The organism is Microcella alkalica, from assembly GCF_014595885.1.
GTDB classification, from domain to species: Bacteria; Actinomycetota; Actinomycetes; order Actinomycetales; family Microbacteriaceae; genus Microcella; species Microcella alkaliphila_B.
In genome coordinates, this window is sequence record NZ_JABUKC010000001.1 from 562640 (window position 1) to 582023 (window position 19384).

18 protein-coding genes are annotated in these 19384 nt (G+C 71.8%); 11 read left to right on the plus strand and 7 right to left on the minus strand.

Features of this window, described 5'->3' with window-relative positions:
- Positions 1–17 precede the first annotated feature (17 nt).
- Both ID804_RS02740 and ID804_RS02745 read left to right on the plus strand, forming a co-directional pair.
- Positions 18–1751, plus strand: a complete 1734-nt coding sequence (locus tag ID804_RS02740; RefSeq protein WP_169077409.1) for an ABC transporter ATP-binding protein — start codon at positions 18–20, stop codon at positions 1749–1751.
- A 116-nt stretch (positions 1752–1867) separates the two neighbouring features.
- Positions 1868–3724 carry an ABC transporter ATP-binding protein gene (locus tag ID804_RS02745; RefSeq protein WP_169077779.1) on the plus strand — a complete coding sequence of 619 codons (1857 nt, stop codon included), beginning with the start codon at positions 1868–1870 and terminating at the stop codon, positions 3722–3724.
- A 76-nt stretch (positions 3725–3800) separates the two neighbouring features.
- Here the strand turns inward: ID804_RS02745 and ID804_RS02750 are convergent, their stop codons facing one another.
- The 4 genes from ID804_RS02750 to ID804_RS02765 form a co-directional block, all read right to left on the minus strand.
- Positions 3801–4211, minus strand: coding sequence for a VOC family protein (locus ID804_RS02750; RefSeq protein ID WP_169077410.1), 411 nt, complete (start codon positions 4209–4211; stop codon positions 3801–3803).
- 43 nt (positions 4212–4254) lie between these two features.
- Positions 4255–5220, minus strand: a complete 966-nt coding sequence (locus tag ID804_RS02755; protein WP_211160892.1) for a bile acid:sodium symporter family protein — start codon at positions 5218–5220, stop codon at positions 4255–4257.
- Positions 5217–6959, minus strand: a complete 1743-nt coding sequence (locus ID804_RS02760) for an AMP-binding protein (RefSeq protein ID WP_169077411.1) — start codon at positions 6957–6959, stop codon at positions 5217–5219. Before ID804_RS02760 ends, ID804_RS02755 begins: the two co-directional genes overlap by 4 nt.
- A gap of 71 nt (positions 6960–7030) precedes the next feature.
- Positions 7031–8356: a DNA recombination protein RmuC gene (locus ID804_RS02765; RefSeq protein WP_169077412.1), complete on the minus strand. Its 1326-nt coding sequence runs from the start codon at positions 8354–8356 to the stop codon at positions 7031–7033.
- Between the two features lie 61 nt (positions 8357–8417).
- Here ID804_RS02765 and ID804_RS02770 point away from each other — a divergent pair, with 61 nt between their 5' ends.
- The 4 genes from ID804_RS02770 (at position 8418) to ID804_RS02785 (ending at position 12154) form a co-directional block, all read left to right on the plus strand.
- On the plus strand, positions 8418–9329 hold the full coding sequence (locus tag ID804_RS02770) for a LysR family transcriptional regulator (protein WP_169077413.1): 912 nt from the start codon (positions 8418–8420) through the stop codon (positions 9327–9329).
- A 110-nt stretch (positions 9330–9439) separates the two neighbouring features.
- Positions 9440–10927: a CoA-acylating methylmalonate-semialdehyde dehydrogenase gene (locus tag ID804_RS02775; RefSeq protein WP_169077414.1), complete on the plus strand. Its 1488-nt coding sequence runs from the start codon at positions 9440–9442 to the stop codon at positions 10925–10927.
- Between the two features lie 179 nt (positions 10928–11106).
- Positions 11107–11658, plus strand: a complete 552-nt coding sequence (locus ID804_RS02780) for an OsmC family protein (RefSeq protein WP_169077415.1) — start codon at positions 11107–11109, stop codon at positions 11656–11658.
- 88 nt (positions 11659–11746) lie between these two features.
- Positions 11747–12154, plus strand: coding sequence for a hypothetical protein (locus ID804_RS02785; protein ID WP_169077416.1), 408 nt, complete (start codon positions 11747–11749; stop codon positions 12152–12154).
- Between the two features lie 10 nt (positions 12155–12164).
- On the opposite strand, the gene ID804_RS02790 is transcribed toward ID804_RS02785, so the two are convergent.
- The gene (locus ID804_RS02790; RefSeq protein WP_169077417.1) at positions 12165–12779 is read right to left on the minus strand and encodes an exonuclease domain-containing protein; all 615 of its coding nucleotides are present in this window, start codon (positions 12777–12779) and stop codon (positions 12165–12167) included.
- 117 nt (positions 12780–12896) lie between these two features.
- Here ID804_RS02790 and ID804_RS02795 point away from each other — a divergent pair, with 117 nt between their 5' ends.
- Both ID804_RS02795 and ID804_RS02800 read left to right on the plus strand, forming a co-directional pair.
- The gene (locus ID804_RS02795; RefSeq protein ID WP_169077418.1) at positions 12897–13892 is read left to right on the plus strand and encodes a DMT family transporter; all 996 of its coding nucleotides are present in this window, start codon (positions 12897–12899) and stop codon (positions 13890–13892) included.
- A 28-nt stretch (positions 13893–13920) separates the two neighbouring features.
- Positions 13921–14973: an LLM class flavin-dependent oxidoreductase gene (locus tag ID804_RS02800; RefSeq protein WP_169077781.1), complete on the plus strand. Its 1053-nt coding sequence runs from the start codon at positions 13921–13923 to the stop codon at positions 14971–14973.
- Positions 14974–15013: 40 nt separating this feature from the next.
- On the opposite strand, the gene ID804_RS02805 is transcribed toward ID804_RS02800, so the two are convergent.
- Positions 15014–15475 (minus strand): hypothetical protein, encoded by a 462-nt coding sequence (locus ID804_RS02805; protein WP_169077419.1) that lies wholly within the window; start codon positions 15473–15475, stop codon positions 15014–15016.
- Positions 15476–15515: 40 nt separating this feature from the next.
- Between ID804_RS02805 and ID804_RS02810 the strand changes: the two genes are divergently transcribed.
- Positions 15516–16028: a metallophosphoesterase family protein gene (locus ID804_RS02810; RefSeq protein WP_169077420.1), complete on the plus strand. Its 513-nt coding sequence runs from the start codon at positions 15516–15518 to the stop codon at positions 16026–16028.
- A 10-nt stretch (positions 16029–16038) separates the two neighbouring features.
- Here ID804_RS02810 and ID804_RS02815 read toward each other — a convergent pair whose 3' ends face one another.
- Positions 16039–17880, minus strand: a complete 1842-nt coding sequence (locus tag ID804_RS02815) for a gamma-glutamyltransferase family protein (protein WP_223158888.1) — start codon at positions 17878–17880, stop codon at positions 16039–16041.
- A gap of 90 nt (positions 17881–17970) precedes the next feature.
- Here ID804_RS02815 and ychF point away from each other — a divergent pair, with 90 nt between their 5' ends.
- On the plus strand, positions 17971–19044 hold the full coding sequence (gene ychF, locus ID804_RS02820) for a redox-regulated ATPase YchF (RefSeq protein ID WP_169077421.1): 1074 nt from the start codon (positions 17971–17973) through the stop codon (positions 19042–19044).
- A gap of 82 nt (positions 19045–19126) precedes the next feature.
- Complete coding sequence (locus ID804_RS02825) at positions 19127–19384, plus strand: DUF4190 domain-containing protein (protein WP_169077422.1); 258 nt, start codon at positions 19127–19129, stop codon at positions 19382–19384.

The window sequence follows — 19384 nt, forward strand, 5'->3', positions numbered from 1 at the left end:
TGAAGAATGAGCGCACGATGCTCGCGCGAATCCTCAGGACGCACCTGCGCCCATCCCTGCCCCTCATCGTCGGGGTGATCGCGTTCCAGCTCGCGCAGGCGCTCGCCTCGCTCGTGCTGCCCGCGCTCAACGCCGACATCATCGACCGCGGCATCGCGCGCGGCGACACCGGCTACATCCTCGGCGTCGGCGGCGTCATGCTCGCCGTCACGCTCGTGCAGATCGCGTGCGCGATCGCCGCCGTCTACTTCGGCGCGCGCGTCGCGATGGCCCTCGGGCGCGACCTGCGCGGCGTGATCTTCGCCCACGTCGGCACCTTCAGCGAGCGCGAGGTCGCGCGCTTCGGGGCGCCCTCGCTCATCACGCGCACGACGAACGACGTGCAGCAGGTGCAGATGCTCGTGCTCATGACCTCGACGATGCTCGTGAGCGCACCGATCCTCGCCGTCGGCGGTGTCATCATGGCTCTGCAGCAGGATGTCGGGCTGTCGGCGATCATGGCCGTCGCGATCCCCGTGCTGCTCATCGCCGTGAGCCTCATCATCGTGCGGATGGTGCCGCTGTTCCGCGTCATGCAGGAGCGCATCGACGGCGTCAACCGCGTGCTGCGCGAGCAGCTCGCCGGCATGCGCGTCGTGCGGGCCTTCGTGCGCGAGCGCCACGAGGTCGAGCGCTTCGGCGAGGCGAACGCGGCCCTGACCGACACGGCGCTGCGGGCGGGCCGGCTGTTCGCCCTGATGTTCCCCATCGTGCTGCTCGTGCTCAACGCCTCGAGCGTCGCGGTACTCTGGTTCGGCGCCAGCCGCATCGACGCCGGCCTCATGCGGGTCGGCGCGCTCACGGCCTTCCTCACCTATCTCATCCAGATCCTCATGGCCGTGCTCATGGCGACGTTCATCGCCGTGATCCTGCCGCGCGCGACCGTCTCGGCTGATCGCATCGGCGAGGTGCTCGACACGCCCTCGTCGGTCGTCGTGCCGGCGGCCCCCGTCACCGAGCTCGCCACGACAGGTCGCGTCGAGCTGCGCGGTGTGAGCTTCGAGTACCCCGGCGCGGAGGAGCCCGTGCTCGCCGGCATCGACCTCGTCGCCGAGCCGGGTACCGTCACGGCGCTCATCGGCAGCACCGGCGCGGGCAAGACGACCCTTGTGAATCTGCTGCCGCGGCTCATCGACGCGACCGCCGGGCAGGTGCTCGTCGACGGGGTCGACGTGCGCGACCTCGACCCCGACACGCTCTGGAACCGCATCGGGCTCGTGCCGCAGCGGCCCTTCCTGTTCTCCGGCACGATCGCCTCGAACCTCCGCTTCGGCAAGCCCGACGCAAGCGACGACGAGCTGTGGCAGGCGCTCGAGATCGCGCAGGCGGCCGACTTCGTGCGCGCGATGCCCGAGGGGCTCGAGACCGCCGTCGCGCAGGGCGGCACGACCGTCTCGGGCGGCCAGCGGCAGCGCCTCGCGATCGCCCGCGCGCTCGTGAAGCGACCCCCGATCTACGTCTTCGACGACTCGTTCTCGGCCCTCGACACGGCGACGGATGCCCGACTGCGGCAGGCGCTGCGGCGTCACGTCGCCGACGCCACCGTCATCGTCGTCGGCCAGCGCGTCGCGACCGTGCAGGACGCCGACCAGATCGTCGTGCTCGAGGATGGCCGCATCGTCGGCCGCGGCACGCACGCCGAGCTGCTCGCGAGCAGCGACACCTACGCCGAGATCGTGAGCAGCCAGCAGCGGGCGGAGGTGGCGTCGTGAGCGAGGCCGCCGCGTCCCCGGCCCCCGCGCCCTCCGGCCGTGCCGTGAGCGCGGCCGCGTCGACCGCCCCGACGGCGCCCGCGGCGCCGGAGCGCCCGGTCGGCCCGCCCGGCGGCATGCGCCGCGGCGGCCCCATGGGCGGGCCGATGGGCGGCATGGGCATGCCCGCCGAGAAGGCCGTGTCGTTCGGCCCGTCCGCGAAGCGGCTCATCGGGCGTCTGGCGCCCGAGCGCGCCGGCGTGGTCTGGGTCGTCGTGCTCGGCGTCGTGAGCGTCGTACTGAGCGTCGTCGGCCCCGCCCTGCTCGGGCTCGCCACCAACCTCATCGTCGTCGGCGTCTCCGGCAGCGACGACCTCTCGGGTGCGCTCGGCTCCGGCCCCGGCATCGACTTCGCGGCCCTGCAGGCGCTGCTCGGCGGCGTGCTGCTGGTCTACGTGCTGTCGTCGGTGTTCTCGTGGCTGCAGGCGTACGTGCTCAACGGCATCACGCAGCGCACCGTGTTCCGGCTGCGCGAGGAGGTGCAGGCCAAGCTCAACCGGCTGCCGCTGTCGTACTTCGACCGGGTGCAGCGCGGTGAGGTGCTCAGTCGCGTCACGAACGACATCGACAACGTCTCGCAGAGCCTGCAGCAGACCCTCAGCCAGCTGCTCACCTCGCTGCTGACCGTGCTCGGCGTCATCGTCATGATGCTCGTCATCTCGCCCGTGCTGACGCTCGTCGCGCTCATCACGATCCCGCTCACGCTCGTCATTACTGCGATCATCGCCCGCCGCTCGCAGGCGCTCTTCGCCGCGCAGTGGCGGCACACCGGCGAGCTCAACGCCCAGATCGAGGAGACCTTCACCGGTCACGCGCTTGTGAAGGTGTTCGGGCGGCAGCGCGAGGTGCAGGCGCGCTTCGACGCGAAGAACGCCGAGCTGTTCGACGCGAGCTTCGGCGCGCAGTTCGTCAGCGGCATCATCATGCCCGCGATCATGTTCGTCGGAAACCTGGTCTACGTCGGCATCGCCGTCGTCGGTGGCCTGCTCGTCACGAACGGCGGCATGACGATCGGCGGGGTGCAGGCGTTCATCCAGTACTCGCGGCAGTTCACGCAGCCGCTCGGGCAGCTGGGCTCCATGGCGAACCTGCTGCAGTCGGGCGTCGCGAGCGCCGAGCGCGTGTTCGAGCTCATGGACGCACCGGAGCAGGCACCGGACCCGGCCTCGCCGGCGCGCCCCGAGGCATCCGCCGGCCGGCTCGTCTTCGAGGACGTGTCGTTCCGCTACGAGGCCGACCGCCCCCTCATCGAGCATCTGTCGCTCGTCGCCGAGCCCGGACAGACCGTCGCGATCGTCGGCCCGACCGGGGCGGGCAAGACGACGCTCGTCAACCTCATGATGCGCTTCTACGAGCTCGACGGCGGGCGCATCACGCTCGACGGCGTCGACATCGCCACGTTGACGCGCGACGAACTGCGCTCGCGCACCGGCATGGTGCTGCAGGATACCTGGCTGTTCGGCGGCACCATCCGCGACAACATCGCCTACGGGCGACTCGACGCCACGGAGGAGGAGATCGTCGAGGCGGCCCGCGCCACCTACGTCGACCGCTTCGTGCACTCGCTGCCCGACGGCTACGACACGGTGCTCGACGACGACGGCGGCAACGTCAGCGCGGGCGAGAAGCAGCTGCTGACGATCGCGCGGGCGTTCCTGGCGCGCCCGAGCGTGCTGATTCTCGACGAGGCGACGAGCTCGGTCGACACGCGCACCGAGGTGCTCGTGCAGCAGGCCATGAGCGCGCTGCGCCGCGACCGCACGAGCTTCGTCATCGCGCACCGGCTCTCGACGATCCGCGACGCCGACCTGATCCTCGTCATGGAGGCGGGCCGCATCGTCGAGCAGGGCACTCACGACGAGCTGCTCGCGGCGGGCGGCGCCTACGCGCGACTCTACGAGGCGCAGTTCGCCGAGCCCTTGGGCGAGGCGTAGTCAGCACGGTGCGGAGCCCTTGGGCGAGGCGTAGTTCAGCACGGTGCCGAGCCGCTCGGCGAGGCGTAGCGGCGCCTCAGACGAGCGCGGCGTCGTCGGCCGGCGGATTCTGCAGCACGGCGATGATGTTGCCGGCCGGGTCGGTGAACCAGCCGATGTCGGGGCCGCGTCCGCTGGCGATGCCGCGGGCGATGCCGCGCTCGTCCTGCGCGAAGCCGTCGTAGCGCTGCAGGGCGACGCCGGCGGCCTCGAGCTCGTCGACGGCGCGGTCGATGTCGTCGACCTCGAGGTTGAGCACGGTGTACGTCGCGGGGGTGTGGTCGGGCTTGGGGTAGACGAGCACCCAGCCGCCGCCGGGCAGTTCGAGGGAGAGCTGCCCCATCGACTCGACGGCGACCTCGAGCCCGAGCACGTCGCGGTAGAAGCGGTGGGCGGCGTCGATGTCGGGCACGGCGAAGCCGGCGAACGCGAACGTCGTGGCGATCATGGCCGCGAGGCTACTCCCGCGTGGCGAGCGCGTCGACGGCCAGTCACAGCAGGTTGGGGATCTTCTGCTCCGCCGCGGTGTTTGCCCGGCGGAAGACGATCGTCACGACGGTGGAGATCAGCACGATGAACAGCGAGTACAGCGCCGGCACGATGAGGATCAGCCCGATGTCGGGGCTGCCGCTGTAGGTGAGCAGGATGATCGCGATCGCGAGCGGCCCGTTCTGGATGCCCGTCTCGAGCGCGATCGTGCGTGCGTTCGCCGGGTGCAGCCTGATCGCCTTCGAGATGCCGTAGGCGATGAGGATGCCGAACAGGCCCAGCCCGATGGAGACCACGTAGGTCTGCCACGGGGTGGAGGTCAGCAGCCCCCAGTTGCGCGGCACCCACGTCGCGAGCAGGAACACGATGAAGAAGAGCCCGAAGAACCCGCCGAGCAGCTCGAGCACGGCACCGATGTTGGCGCTGAAGCGTCGGATGAGCATCCCCAGCACGACCGGGATCAGCAGCAGCGCGATCGTGGCGATGATGTTGCCGATCGGGATCTCGAACTCCGAGGCCTCGGTGAAGAGCAGCCCGCCGAAGATCGCGAGGGCCAGCGGGGTCATGACGATCGCCCAGAGGGTCGAGTTGGTCGTCATCATGACGCTGAGGGCGAGGTTGCCCTTCGAGAAGTACGTGAACATGTTCGAGGTGGTGCCGGCGGGTACCGAGCCCATGAGCAGCGCGCCGATCGCGACCGGCACCGCGTACTCGGGCGCGAGCTGGAACAGGAACGCCAGGCACAGCACGTACGCGAGCACCGGCATGATGCCGAACTGGGTGAGGAACCCGATGATGAGCCCGGCGGGGCGCTTGAGCGCGAGCTTGAAGTCACGCGGGGTGAGGCCCGCGCCGAGGCCGAACATGATGACGAACACGAGCCCGACGAGCAGGTTCTGCTCGAAGGGCGTCACGACGTCCTGCTCGCTGATGCCCGCTTGCGCGGCGATGACGGATGCTGCGCTCACGACAGCTCCCGCCCCTGCGTCTCGACGGCCGCTGTCGCGGAGGTGACCGCCTCGGCCCGCAGCTCGCGCCGCAGGATCTTCCCGATCGGGCTCTTGGGCAGCTCGTCGACGAAGCGCACCGACTTCGGCACCTTGTAGGCGGCGAGGCCCTCGCGGCAGTGGGCGAGCACCGCCTCCTCCGTGGGCGGCGCGCCGCTCGGCACGATGTAGGCGCGCACGCTCTCGCCGGTGCGCTCGTCGGGCAGCCCGATGACGCCGACCTCGAGCACGCCGGGCAGGGCGGCGATGTGCTCTTCGACCTCATTGGGGTACACGTTGAAGCCGCTGACGAGGATCATGTCCTTCTTGCGGTCGACGATCGTGAAGTAGCCGTCCGCGTCCATCTCGGCGATGTCGCCGGTGCGGAACCAGCCGTCGACGATGCTCTCGGCGGTGTCGGCCGCTCGGTTCCAGTAGCCGAGCATGATCTGCGGGCCGCGCGCGGCGAGCTCGCCGGGGGTGCCCACGGGCACCTCGGCACCGGCGTCGTCGATGCAGCGCAGCTCGGTGGAGGGCACGGGGATGCCGATCGAGCCATCGCGCGCTCCGGCGCCGAGCGGGTTGAAGCTCAGCACGGGGGAGGTCTCGGTGAGGCCGTAGCCCTCGACGATCGGCGAGCCGGTGACGCGGCGCCACTCGGCGGCGACGGCGTCGTGCAGCGCCATGCCGCCCGCGGCGGCGCCCTGCAGGTGGCGGGGCGGGCTGTCGAGGAACCACCGCTCGTTGAGCAGGGCGTTGAAGAGCGTGTTGACGCCGCTGAGCCACGTGATGCGGTAGTTCTCGAAGGCGCGCTTGAGGTTGCTCGGCGGCCTCGGCGAGGGCACGAGGATGTTGCGGGCGCCGACGTGGAAGAAACCGAGCAGGTTCACGGTGAAGGCGAACACGTGGTACAGCGGCCGGGCGGTCAGCACCGTCTCCTTGCCGGGGCGGATGCCGTCGCCGAGCATCTGGATCATCTGCACCGTGTTGCTCACGAGGTTGCGGTGGCTCAGCATCGCGCCCTTCGCGACGCCGGTCGTGCCGCCGGTGTACTGCAGCGCGGCGAGCGAGTCGGGGCCGAGCCCGTCGAGGTAGTCGGCGACGTCGTGGCCGCGCCGCTCGTCGGCGCCCGCCGCGAGCGCTGCGCCGAGCGGCACGTGCGGCACGGTGATGGGCGGCAGCGAGCGGTTCCACCACCTCTGCACCATGCGGATGACGCCGGCGATGACGGGCGGGAAGAACTCGGTGATGCGCACCGTCACGACAGTCTCGATGCTCGTCTGGGGCAGCACCTCCGGCAGGCGGTCGGCGAACATGTCGATGATGACGAGCACCGTGGCGCCGGAGTCGGTGAACTGGTGCACCATCTCGCGCGGGGTGTACAGCGGATTGGTGTTGACGAGCACGCAACCGGCCTTGAGCACGCCGAAGGCGACCACGGGGTAGCTGAGGCAGTTGGGCATCTGCACGGCGACGCGGTCGCCCTGCTGCAGCCCGAGCACGTCGCGCAGGTACGAGGCGAAGTCGTCGGAGAGCTCGTCGACGCGCTCGAAGCTCAGCGAGCCGTTCATGCCGTTGGGCATGCACTGGGTGAAGGCCGTCGTGCCGGCGTAGGTGGTGGCCGCGCGGCGCAGCATCGCGGGCAGGTGCGCTTCGAGGTGCGCGGGCAGCTCGGGCGCGACGCCGTCGGGGTAGTGGGCGATCCAGGGGCGTTCGGTCATCGTCGATCTTTCGCCGAGTGGGTCACCGCCCCGTCATCGTCGACGGGGGGCCGTGCGCCCGATGGTAGCCGTCAGGCCGCCGGCTCTGAACCCTCTTCGCTTATGGATCCGCTGATGATCGACTCGGTGAGCTCCGGCGCCGTGAGCTGCTTCGGCTGCTCATCGATCGTGCGGGGAGCCGCGATGACCTTGCTCTCGTCGAGGCCGTCGAGCCGTCGCGCGGTCACGAGCACGCGGCTCTCGAGCGAGCTCGCGAACTGGTTGTAGGCCTTGACGCTGCGCTCGATCGCGCCGCCGAGGGCGTCGGCGTGCTCGGCGAGCTTCGCCACGCGCGTGTAGAGCTCCTTCGAGAGGTCGAACAGCAGCTTCGCCTCGTCGGTCAGCACCTCCTGCTGCCAGGTGAAGGCCACCGTCTTCAGCACCGCCCAGAAGCTCACCGGGCTCGCGAGCGCGATGCGCTTGGAGAATGCGTACTCCAGCAGGGTCGGATCCTTCTCCAGCGCCGCCGCCAGCAGCGGCTCGTTGGGGATGAACGCGATCGTGAACTCGGGGCTCGCCTCGAGACCCGTGAAGTAGTGCTTGGCGGCGAGGGCGTCGACGTGCGCCTTGATGCGCTTGGCGTGCTCGGCGAGCAGCGCCGAGCGCCGGGCTTCCTCCTCGCCCGTCGCGGTCGCCGGGATCGCGCTGGCCTCGATGTAGCTGTTGTAGGGCACCTTCGCGTCGACCGCGATCGACTTGCCGCCCGGCAGGCGCAGCACCATGTCGGGGCGGCGCGCGGCGCCGTCGGCCTCGATCGATTCCTGCAGGAAGAAGTCGACCCGGTTCAGCAGCCCGGCCGACTCCACGAGCGTGCGCAGCTGGGTCTCCCCCCACACACCGCGCGTGGCGTTGTTGCGCAACGCGCTCGCGAGCGATTCGGCCGTCGCGCGCAGGCGCTCCTCCGCCTCCGTCGCCTGACGCAGCTGCTGCGAGAGCTCGCCGTGCTGCTGACTGCGCTGCGTCTCGAGCTCGGTGACCTTCGCCTGCATGCTGCGCAGCATCTCCTGTACGGGGGTCAGCTGCTGCAGCACGCGGCTCTCGGCTCGCTCGCGCTCCGCCTGCGCCTGCTGCTCGACGCGCTGGCGGTCGAGCAGCTCGCGGTACTGCTCCTGCTGCTGTGCCAGCTGCTCGCGCAGCGCGCTCGCCGTCGCCTGCAGGCCCGAGAGCTCGGCGGTGAGGGCGGCGCGGTGCGCGGCTTCCTCCGCCCGCACCTCGGCGAGCAGCGCCTGGTGCCGCGCTTCGACGACCGCCGGGTCCTCCGTCGTGGGGCGCGCGCGCCGAGCCACGAGCAGCCCGACGGCGAGACCGAGCAGCAGGCCGAGGAGCGCGCCGACGAGGAGGGGGAGCAGGAAGTCCATAGCCAGCAGTGTGGCAGGGGCATCCGACATCGACGCCGTCGCCGGGTCGTAGGGTGAGCGCATGGCCGCGCCCCGCCCGCACGACGTCAGCACCGACGACGTGCGCTACCTCATCGCGGTCGCGCGGGTCGGGCGGCTGACCTCCGCCGCGGCGCTGCTCGGCGTCGATCACACGACCGTGCGGCGGCGCATCGACCGGCTGGAGGCCGCGCTCGCGGCCCGGCTGCTCGACCGCGGCGCCGACGGGTGGGAGCTCACCGCGATCGGCCGCGAGGTGGTCGAGCGGGCATCCGCGCTCGAGGGCATCGTCGAGCAGGTCGTCGCGGCGGCCGCGGGTGACGCCTCCGTGCGCGGCACCGTGCGCGTCGCGGCCCCCGACGGTTTCGGCGCGGTGTTCGTGGCGCCGGCCCTCGCGCGGGTGCGGGCCGAGCATCCGGGCGTCGCGCTCGAGCTCGTCACCTCGACCCGCCCGCTGAGCCTGCGCGGCTCGGGGTTCGACCTCGCGGTGACGATCGGCGCGGCGGGCGGTGCGCGCGTGCAGTCGGAGCCGCTCGCCGAGTACGCGCTGCGCCTCTACGCCTCGCCCGACTACCTCGCCGCCCGACCGCCCGTGCGCGCGCTGGCCGACCTCGAGGGCCATGACCTGGTGTTCTACGTGGATGCCCTGCTCACGGTGCGCGAGCTCGACCTCGCCCCCGTGCTCGGCGGCATGCGCCTCGGCCTCGGCTCGACGAGCGTGTTCGCGCAGGTCGAGGCGACCGCGGCGGGCGCGGGCATCGGCCTGCTGCACGCCTTCATGGGTGAGGGGGATTCCCGGCTCGTGCCCGTGCTGCCCGAGCTGGTCGACTTCCGGCTCCGGTTCACGCTGTCGACGCGGCCGGAGAGCCCCGCGGTCGATGCCGTGCGCCTCGTGCGCGAGGCGCTGCACGAGGAGGTCGCGCGTCGGCGCGACGAGCTCGTGCCCCGACGCTGAGGCGATGTGCGTTTCCGCACATCGAGTGTGCGTGCTTGGTGCTTGATCGCAGATGCGACGCGCGCGCACACTGAGATCACCTTCCCTTCCCTCTCGACAGGAGCACCACCATGTCGCTCGTGCAGCACTGGGTCGACGGCGCCACGTTCGCCGGAGCATCCACTCGCACCGCCCCCGTCTACAACCCGGCCACCGGTGCCGTGCAGCGCGAGGTCGCGCTCGCCACGACCGACGACGTCGCGGCCGCCGTCGCCGCCGCCAAGAAGGCGCTGCCCGGCTGGGCCGGCATGTCGCTCGCGAAGCGCCAGCAGCTGCTGTTCGCCTTCCGCGAGGTCATCAACGCCCGCAAGGAGGAGCTCGCGGCGATCCTGACCGCCGAGCACGGCAAGGTCACCTCCGACGCGCTCGGCGAGATCGCGCGCGGCCTCGAGGTCGTCGAGCTCGCCACCTCGCTGCCGCAGCTGCTCAAGGGCGAGTACAGCGAGAACGTCTCCACCGGTGTCGACGTGTACTCGATCAAGCAGCCCGTCGGCGTCGTGGGCATCATCAGCCCCTTCAACTTCCCGGCGATGGTGCCGCTGTGGTTCTTCCCGATGGCGATCGCCGCGGGCAACACCGTCGTGCTGAAGCCCTCGGAGAAGGACCCGTCGGCGTCGATCTGGCTCGCCGAGCGCTTCCAGGAGGTCGGCCTGCCCGACGGCGTGCTCAACGTCGTCAACGGCGACAAGGAGAGCGTCGACGCCCTGCTCGACCACCCCGACGTCGCGGCGATCAGCTTCGTCGGCTCGACGCCCATCGCGAAGTACATCTACGAGCGCGGCACCGCCAACGGCAAGCGAGTGCAGGCCCTCGGCGGCGCGAAGAATCACATGCTGGTGCTGCCCGACGCCGACCTCGACCTCGTCGCCGATTCGGCCGTCAACGCCGGCTTCGGTTCGGCCGGCGAGCGCTGCATGGCGATCTCGGTCGTCGTCGCCGTCGAGCCGGTCGCCGACGAGCTCATCGGCAAGATCACCGAGCGCATGAGCGGCCTGAAGGTCGGCGACGGCACGCGCAACTGCGACATGGGCCCGCTCATCACGAAGGAGCACCGCGACAAGGTCGCCGGCTACCTCGACGTCGCGACGGCCGACGGCGCGTCGATCGTCGTGGACGGCCGCGGCGTCGAGGTCGACGGCGAGGCGAACGGCTTCTGGCTCGGCCCGACCCTCATCGACCGCGTGCCGACCACCTCGCGCGTCTACACGGAGGAGATCTTCGGCCCCGTGCTCTCGATCGTGCGCGTGAAGAGCTACGAGGAGGGCCTGGCCCTCATCAACGGCTCGCAGTACGGCAACGGCACCGCGATCTTCACCAACGACGGCGGCGCCGCCCGCCGCTTCCAGAACGAGGTGACCGTCGGCATGGTCGGCATCAACGTGCCGATCCCCGTGCCGGTCGGCTACTTCTCGTTCGGCGGCTGGAAGGACTCGCTGTTCGGCGACACGAAGGCCTACGGCACGCAGGCGATGCACTTCTTCACGCGCGAGAAGGCCATCACCTCGCGCTGGCTCGACCCGAGCCACGGCGGCATCAACCTGGGGTTCCCGCAGAACTGATCGGTGCCCTCCCGGGCGAGACCCCGGGGGCGGATGCGGGGCTCGCGCTGCGGCGCGAGCCCCGTTCCGGTGTCGCGGCGCATGACGTCGTGTGACGTCGTGCGACGCAGCATGACCGAGCGTTGCGCGACGTGACGAGCCCGCGTGACGCGCGCCGAGCATCCGCCTAGCGTGCCCGCATGAGCCTTCTCACCGCACCCGCCGTTCCCGACACCGCCGCCGACGAGCGCGCCGCGCGCCTCACCGAGGCCGCCGCCGCATGGGGCGAGCGCATCGCGCAGAACCCCGCCTCTGCCCAGCTGACCTACCGCGTCTCGGGCGCGGGCGAGGGCTCGGTCGCCACGACGATCCGCGCCGGCAGGCACGAGTTCGTCGTCGACGAGCCGGCCGCCCTCGCGGGCGACGACGTCGCCGCGAGCCCCGTCGAGTACGCGCTCGGCGCGCTCATCTCGTGCCAGGTCGTCGTCTACCGCCTCTACGCGCAGGCGCTCGGCATCGTCGTCGACGAGATCGACGTGCAGGCCGAGGGCGACCTGGATGCTCGGCGCCTGTTCGGCATCGACGAGTCGGTGCGCGCCGGGTTCAGCGACATCCGCCTCGTCATCACCCTCACCGGCCCCGAGTCGGAGGAGCGCTACCAGGAGCTCCGCGCCGCCGTCGACGCGCACTGCCCCGTGCTCGACCTCTTCGCCAACCCCACGCCCGTGAGCTCGGTCGTGCGCAAGGGCTGAGCCTGCGCTCGCGACGTCTCGCGCCCACCGCCAGCCGCCGCTGTCAACGCCCTCACGGCGTCGACGGCGGCGGCTTACGTTCTCGGCCATGAACGACACGCAGACCACCACCGTCATCATCGTCGTCATCGTCGTGCTGCTGCTCGTCGCGGCGATCGCGGTCGTCGTCGCCCGCCGCGGCAAGGCCCAGCGGCAGGAGCAGGAGCGCCGCCGCGCCGACGAGCTGCGCCAGCAGGCCGAGCGCGACCGCCTCACGGCCGCCGACCGCGAGGCGCGCGCCGCGCAGGCGCAGGCCGAGGCGCAGCGGGCCGAGGTCGAGGCCCAGCGCCTGCGGCAGGAGGCCGACGAGCACGCCCGGTCAGCGCAGCAGGTGCACCACCGCGCCGACGAGCGGCTCGGCGAGGCGCACAAGCTCACCGGCGATCGCGGGCGCCCCCTCGACTCGAACGACATCGACGGCGCCCATGCGCGCCGCGACGGCGACGCTCGGCGCTAGGCGCTCGGCACTAGGCGAGTGCGGCGGGGCGGCGCTCGGCGGCGAGCTCGTCGGCCGCCGCGCCGATCGCGCCGATGCTCGCCCCCGTGATGCGGGCGAGCTCGTCGACGTCGGCAGCGTCGTGCCGCTTCGCCGCGTGCACGACGATCGCGGCACAGGCCTGCGCGTCGGCGAGCGCGTCGTGGTGCTGGAAGTCTTCGAAGCCCGCCGCCATTGCGGCCACCGGCAGGCGGTACGAGTCGAGGTGGTAGGTGCGGCGCGCCACCCGCAGGCTGCACAGGTAGCGCAGGCTCGGCACCTCGAGGAAGCTCGCCTCGGTCGCCGCGCGCAGCACGCCCATGTCGAACCCCGCGTTGTGGGCCACGAGCACGTCGCCGTCGACGAACTCGAGCAGGGCATCCAGCTGATCGGCCCACAGGGGAGCGTCGGCGATGTCGGCAGCGGTGATGCCATGGATGCGCGTGTTCCACTCGAGCATGTGGTCGTAGCCGAGCGGCGGGCGGATGAACCAGCTCGCCGCATCGACCGCGCGACCGTCGACGACCTTCACGAGCCCCACCGAGCAGGCCGAGGCCGCGTGGTTGTTGGCGGTCTCGAAGTCGATGGCGGTGAAGTTCAGCGGCACCCCTCCAGGGTCGCACGGGGCTCCGACGGCGGGGGTGCGGCGCTCCGCGCGCGCCGCCGCGCGGATGCGCCGGCGCCCGCGTCATCGTTCGGGCCCGCACGGTTCTAGCCTGGAGGGGTGCACTCCCTCCGCCGCTTCGCGCCGCCCGTGCTGGCGCAGCTGTTCTGGGCCACCAACTTCATCTTCGGCTCCCGGCTCATCCAGGAGTTCACGCCCCTCGAGCTGACCACCTACCGCTGGTTGGGCGCGCTGCCGCTGCTGCTGCTCATCGCGTGGTGGCTCGAGCGCCCCGACTGGCGGGCGGCGTGGCGCGAGTGGGGCTGGCACCTGCTGCAGGCGCTGCTCGGCATGGTCGGGTACACGCTCTTCCTCTACGCGGCGCTCGAGACGAGCTCGTCGGTGAACGCGGGCGTCATCAGCGCCATGAGCCCGGCGACGATCACGATCGCGGCGGTCATCCTGCTGGGCGAGCGCGTCACGCGCATCGGCGTCGCGGGCATCGCCCTGTCGATCGTGGGCGTGCTGCTCGTCGTGCTCGCGGGCCAGAGCGGAGCATCCGGCCTCGCGGTCAGCGTCGGTGACCTGCTGCTCGTCGCCTCCGTGGTCGTCTGGACGGCCTACGTCATCGTCTCGCGCCGCCTGCGCACGCCGCCGATCACCGCGACGGCGGTGCAGGTCGCGCTGAGCGTCGCCGTGCTGCTGCCGGTGCTCGCGATCGTCGGCGCGCCCGCCGAGCCGACCGCCGCGGGATGGTTCGGCCTGGCGTGGATCATCGTCTTCCCGAGCGCGCTCGCCTACCTGCTGTGGAACATCGCCGCCGCGACCCTCGGTCCGGCGAAGACGGGCGTGTTCTTGAACCTGCTGCCGGTGTTCACGACGATCATCGCGCTCGCGCTCGGCGACGTCGTGACGGTGTGGCAGATCGTCGGCGGCGTCATCGTGCTCGTGGGCGTGTACCTGGCGACGCGTCCGCCGCGGGTGCCCGCCGACCCGCCCCTCGTCGCCGACGGCGCGGCCGAGCCCGGGGCGACGCACACGGCGCCGATCGAGATCGTCGGCCACGGGCATCCTGCGACGGATGCTCGTGCCGAGGAGTCGCGGCGCGAGGAATAGCCGCGCCGAAGCATGCGTTCGCATGAGCATGACGCGCCTCGGCTTCCTCTCGTTCGGCAACTGGAGCAACGTTCCCGGCTCGCTGACGCGCACCGGCGGCGACGCGATCCTGCAGGGCATCGAGCTCGCCGTCGCGGCCGAGGAGGCCGGCGTCGACGGCGCCTTCTACCGCGTGCACCACTTCGCGAAGAACTACTCGTCGCCCTACCCGATGCTCGCCGCCGCGGCCGCGCGCACCTCGCGCATCGAGCTCGGCACCGGCGTGATCGACATGCGGTACGAGAACCCGCTCGCGATGGCCGAGAACGCCGCCGCGACCGACCTCATCTCGGGCGGGCGCCTGCAGCTCGGCATCAGCCGGGGGTCACCCGAGACGTCGATCGCGGGGTACGAGGTGTTCGGGCACGTGCCGGGGGCCGCTGACGGGGTGTCGGCGTCGGAGACCGATGCGGACATGGCGCGGCGGCACACTGCCGCTTTTCGCGAGGCTCTGACCGGGGTCGGGCTCGCGCCGGCCAACCCGCAGATGGTCGGCACGGTCGGGCTGCTGCCCGTCACGCCGCAGTCGCCCGGCCTCGCCGACCGCATCTGGTGGGGAGCCGGCACGCGCGCGACCGCCGTCTGGGCCGCCGAGCAGGGCATGAACCTCATGAGCTCGACGCTGCTCACCGAGGACACGGGTGTTCCGTTCGACGAGCTGCAGGCGGAGCAGATCGCGCTGTTCCGGCAGGCGTGGGCCACCGCCGGGTGGGAGCGCGAGCCGCGCGTATCGGTCAGCCGCAGCATCATCCCGCTCATCGACGACGAGACCGAGCACTACTTCGGGCTGCACGCGCAGGCGGAGCAGCGCGACCAGGTCGGCATGCTCGACGGGTCTCGCTCGCGCTTCGGGCGTCAGTACATCGGCACGCCCGACCGCCTCGCCGAGGAGCTCTCGCGCGACGCCGCGGTGCTCGCCGCCGACACGCTGCTCGTCACCGTGCCGAACCAGCTCGGGGTCGACTTCAACGCGCGCATCCTGGGCGCGCTCGCGCGCGACGTGATGCCGGCGGTGCGGGCAGCGGTGCCGTCGCTCGCGTGATCCCGGCTGACGAGGGCGGCGTGATCAGGCGGATGATCGGCTAGCCGACCTCGCCCTCGATCACGGCGGCGAACACGGCGCCGGAGCCGCCGCGCAGCACGCCGTCGAGCGTGACCTCGGTGATGCGGTCCCGCGGGTCGGGCAACTTCACGCGCGTGGGCTCGCCGTCGCACACCACATCGGTCTCCAGCCCCACGCTGCCCCCGGAGTGCTGGGCTTCGACGCTCATCGCTGCCTCGCCGTCGCCGAAGCAGACGAGCTCGATGAGGTCGACGCGCGTCGGGCCGGGGAAGGTGAGCGTGGTGCCCTCGCCCGGGGCGCGGTCGTCGCCAGCGGACATCCGGCCGGACGCACCGCCGAGCGCGCCGGCCCCGCCACCCGATTCGAGGAACGCGTCGGCCCGCGCCTGCGCCGCATCCCAGTCCGGCTCCGCAGTCGTGCAGCCTGAGGCGCTCACGGCGGCGGCGACGGCGATGGCGAGCACTGCTCGAGTACGGCGCATGGCGCGACGCTACCACCGGATGCTCGCCTAGGGTGCTCGCGTGAGGATCCTGCTGCTCAGCGACACCCACCTGCCCGTGCGGGCTCGCGAGCTGCAGCCGCAGGTCTGGCGGCTCGTCGACGAGGCCGAGCTGGTCATCCACGCCGGCGACTGGGTCGACGTCGCGACGCTCGACGCACTGCAGGCCCGCGCACGGCGGCTCATCGGCGTCGCGGGCAACAACGACGGGCCGGAGCTGTGGGCGCGGCTCGGCGAGGTTGCGCGCGTCGAGGTCGAGGGCGTGCGCATCGCGGTCATCCATGAGACGGGGGCGGCGGCGGGTCGCGAGGTGCGCTGCGACGCCCGCTTCGGCCCGTCGTCGGATGCCCCGGCCGACGTGCTCGTCTTCGGCCACTCGCACATCCCCTGGGCTTCGACGACGCCCGGCGGCGTGCGCCTGCTCAACCCGGGCTCGCCCACCGACCGGCGGCGGCAGCCCGTCGGCACGGTCATGACGCTCGAGGTCGAAGACGGCGCCGTGCGCAGCGTCGAGCTCGTGCCGACGCCGCGCTAGCCCGTGTGCCCTACCGGCCGGCCGCGTACCCCTGCGCCCCGCGCGAGTTCGATGCCGCGTACATCCAGCCGCGCTCGCGGTCGATGCCGACGCAGCTCATGCGGCCAAGCGTCCACGGTCCGACGACCGTCACATCGTGACCCCGCGCCTTCAGTCCTTCGATCACCTCGTCGCCGAGCCTCGACTCGACCGTGAGCGACGCGACCTGCACCGTGCGCGGCTGGAACGACGCCACCATCGCGTCCGTGTGGAACATCGGCGCATCGATCGCCTGCTGCGGCTCGTACCCGCCGACGATGCGGCGCAGCAGGTAGAGCAGCTGCCACTGATCCTGCTGGTCGCCGCCGGGCGTGCCGAGCGCCTCGAACACGACCCCGTCGCGTGCGAGCATCGTCGGCGAGAGCGTCGATCGGGGGCGGATGCCCGGCTGCAGCCGCGACGGAGACGCCGGGTCGAGCCACATCATCTGCGCGCGCGTGCCGAGGCAGAAGCCGAGGGTGGGGATCGTGGGGGAGGACTGCAGCCACCCGCCCGAGGGGGTCACCGACACGAGTGTGCCCCACTGGTCGACGACGTCGAGGTGGCACGTGTCGCCGCGGGAGCGGCCGCTGCGGTCGATCGTCGGCTCGCCCGCGCCCGACGACGAGGCCGCGCCGCCCGCGACGGCGGCCCCGTGGTCGACGACCGGGGGCATCCACGGCCATCGGCCGCCGGGGCTGCCGGGCCGCACCTCGCGCGAGGCCTCGTCGCCGATCTGCTTGGCCCGCGACGCCAGGTACGAGGGCGACAGCAGGTCGGTGAGCGGCACGTCGACCGCCGCCGGGTCGGCGAACCACGCGTCGCGGTCCGCGAGCGCGAGCTTGAGCGCCTCGACGATGGTGTGCACGCCGAGCTCGGTCGAGGGGTCGAGCACACCGTCGCCGTGCGTCGCGGCGCGCGCCTCGAGGATGCCCAGCGCCATGAGCAGGGCGGGCCCCTGCGTCCACGGCCCGGCCTTGACGACATCGACGCCGCGGAAGGTCGTGACGACCGGCTCCTCCTCCGCCGGCGCGAACGCCGCGACGTCGGCCGCCGTGATGACGCCCGCGTGATCGCCGCCGGTCGAGTGCCGCACGGGGGTCTGCACGAACGCCTCGATCTCCTCCGCGACGAAGCCGTGCTGCCACATGCCGATCGCGGCATGGATGCGATCCTCGCGCGAACCCGTCGACTCGCCGGCCGAGATCAGTCGCCGCAGCACCCCGGCCCACGCCTCGTTGCGGATCATGTCGCCGGGCGCGGGGATCTCGCCGCCGGGCATCCACTGCGCCTTCGAGGTCGGCCAGTGCTCCTCGAACAGCGGGGCCACCGCGCGGATCGTGCGCACCACGTTCTCGTGCACGGGGTGGCCGTCGGCGGCGTAGCGCAAGGCGGGGGCGAGCACGTCGCGCAGCTCCCAGGTGCCGCGGTCGGCGAGCAGGGTCAGCCACGTCACGACCGAGCCCGGCACGGCCGCGGCGAGCGGTCCCGCGCCAGGCACCTCGTCGAGGCCCAGCCCGCGGTAGTGCGCGATCGTCGCGCCCGCGGGCGCCGCGCCCTGCCCGGCCAGCACGATCGGCGCCTCGCCCGCCGGCGCCACGAGGCCGGTCAGGTCGCCGCCCGGCCCGTTCAGGTGCGGCTCGACGACGTGCAGCACGAACGCGCACGCCACCGCGGCGTCGATCGCGGTGCCGCCGCGCTCGAGCACCGACTGGGCGGTCGCGGTGGCGAGCCAGTGCGTGCTCGCCGCCATGCCGAAGGTGCCGCGCAGCTCGGGGCGGGTGCGATCGGTGGGGGCGGGGGTGAAGGGGGCGTCGTCGGTGACGGGGGTCATCCTTCGAGGCTAACCCGGGCATCCGCCCCCGATCTGAGCGCGCCGCCGTGCAGGCGAGCGCCGCGCGCCCCGCCGGTAGGCTGGTGCCTCGTGGCTCTCACTATCGGCATCGTCGGCCTGCCCAACGTCGGCAAGTCCACCCTGTTCAACGCGCTGACCCAGAACGACGTGCTCGCGGCGAACTACCCGTTCGCGACGATCGAGCCGAACGTCGGCATCGTCGAGCTGCCCGATGAGCGCCTGCAGGTGCTCGCGGGCATCTTCGGCAGCGAGCGCATCCTGCCGGCCACGGTGTCGTTCGTCGACATCGCCGGCATCGTCAAGGGCGCGAGCGAGGGCGAGGGGCTCGGCAACCAGTTCCTCGCCAACATCCGCGAGTCGGATGCGATCGCGCAGGTCGTGCGCGCCTTCACCGACAGCGACGTCGTGCACGTCGCAGGCCAGGTCGACCCGGCCAGCGACATGGAGACCATCAACACCGAGCTCATGCTCGCCGACCTGCAGACGCTCGAGAAGGCGATCCCGCGCTACGAGAAGGAGGTCAAGGGCAAGAAGCTCGACCCCTCGGTGCTGCAGGCGGCGCAGGATGCTCACGCGCTGCTCTCCGCGGGCACTACCCTCTCGGCGGCGGGCTTCGACGCGTCGCCCATCCGCGAGCTCGGCCTGCTCTCGGCCAAGCCGTTCATCTACGTCTTCAACGTCGACGAGGGAGTGCTCGGCGACCCGGCGCGCATGGACGCGCTCGCGGCGCTCGTTGCGCCGGCGAAGGCCGTCTTCCTCGACGCGAAGATCGAGAGCGAGCTCATCGGCATGGACGCTGAGGATGCCGCCGAGCTGCTGGCCTCGACCGGCCAGACCGAGAGCGGGCTGCACCAGCTCGCTCGCATCGGCTTCGACACGCTCGGCCTGCAGACCTACCTCACCGCCGGCCCCAAGGAGTCGCGCGCCTGGACGATCGGCAAGGGCTGGAAGGCTCCGCAGGCGGCGGGCGTCATCCACACCGACTTCGAGAAGGGCTTCATCAAGGCGGAGGTCATCTCGTTCGACGACCTCGTCGCGTGCGGTTCGGTGGCCGAGGCCCGCGCCCGCGGAAAGGCGCGCATCGAGGGCAAGGACTACGTCATGCAGGACGGCGACGTGGTGGAGTTCCGCTTCAACGTGTGACAGCAGCGCTCGCGGGGCGCGACGCAGGTTCTGCGCCCTGTCGCCAACCGTTCCAGCGCGTGCTGCATGTGAGGATGAGCGCATGACCGCCGCCCAGCCGCCCCGCACGAACACGCTCGCCCTCGTCGGCTTCATCGCGAGCTTCGTGATCCCGGTCGTCGGCATCGTGCTCGGCGTCATTGCTCGGCGGCAGATCGAACGCACCGGGGAGGACGGTCGAGGACTGGCCCGCGCCGCAGTGATCATCGGTGCGATCGGGGCGACCGCGCAGGTAGTCTTCTTCATCGTCTGGCTGTCTTTGTTCTCGACCGCGATCAGCCAGGCGACATTCCTCCTCTGA

What these genes read in the sequence shown, in the direction of transcription:
- ID804_RS02740 (WP_169077409.1), top strand. Translation starts at nt 18, where the DNA reads ATGCTCGCGCGAATCCTCAGGACGCACCTGCGCCCATCCCTGCCCCTC.
- ID804_RS02765 (WP_169077412.1), bottom strand. Translation starts at nt 8,356, where the DNA reads ATGGACTTCCTGCTCCCCCTCCTCGTCGGCGCGCTCCTCGGCCTGCTG.
- ID804_RS02785 (WP_169077416.1), top strand. Translation starts at nt 11,747, where the DNA reads ATGAACGACACGCAGACCACCACCGTCATCATCGTCGTCATCGTCGTG.
- ID804_RS02745 (WP_169077779.1), top strand. Translation starts at nt 1,868, where the DNA reads ATGCGCCGCGGCGGCCCCATGGGCGGGCCGATGGGCGGCATGGGCATG.
- ID804_RS02805 (WP_169077419.1), bottom strand. Translation starts at nt 15,475, where the DNA reads ATGCGCCGTACTCGAGCAGTGCTCGCCATCGCCGTCGCCGCCGCCGTG.
- ID804_RS02825 (WP_169077422.1), top strand. Translation starts at nt 19,127, where the DNA reads ATGACCGCCGCCCAGCCGCCCCGCACGAACACGCTCGCCCTCGTCGGC.
- ID804_RS02800 (WP_169077781.1), top strand. Translation starts at nt 13,921, where the DNA reads ATGACGCGCCTCGGCTTCCTCTCGTTCGGCAACTGGAGCAACGTTCCC.
- ID804_RS02750 (WP_169077410.1), bottom strand. Translation starts at nt 4,211, where the DNA reads ATGATCGCCACGACGTTCGCGTTCGCCGGCTTCGCCGTGCCCGACATC.
- ID804_RS02775 (WP_169077414.1), top strand. Translation starts at nt 9,440, where the DNA reads ATGTCGCTCGTGCAGCACTGGGTCGACGGCGCCACGTTCGCCGGAGCA.
- ID804_RS02815 (WP_223158888.1), bottom strand. Translation starts at nt 17,880, where the DNA reads ATGACCCCCGTCACCGACGACGCCCCCTTCACCCCCGCCCCCACCGAT.
- ID804_RS02760 (WP_169077411.1), bottom strand. Translation starts at nt 6,959, where the DNA reads ATGACCGAACGCCCCTGGATCGCCCACTACCCCGACGGCGTCGCGCCC.
- ID804_RS02780 (WP_169077415.1), top strand. Translation starts at nt 11,107, where the DNA reads ATGAGCCTTCTCACCGCACCCGCCGTTCCCGACACCGCCGCCGACGAG.
- ID804_RS02770 (WP_169077413.1), top strand. Translation starts at nt 8,418, where the DNA reads ATGGCCGCGCCCCGCCCGCACGACGTCAGCACCGACGACGTGCGCTAC.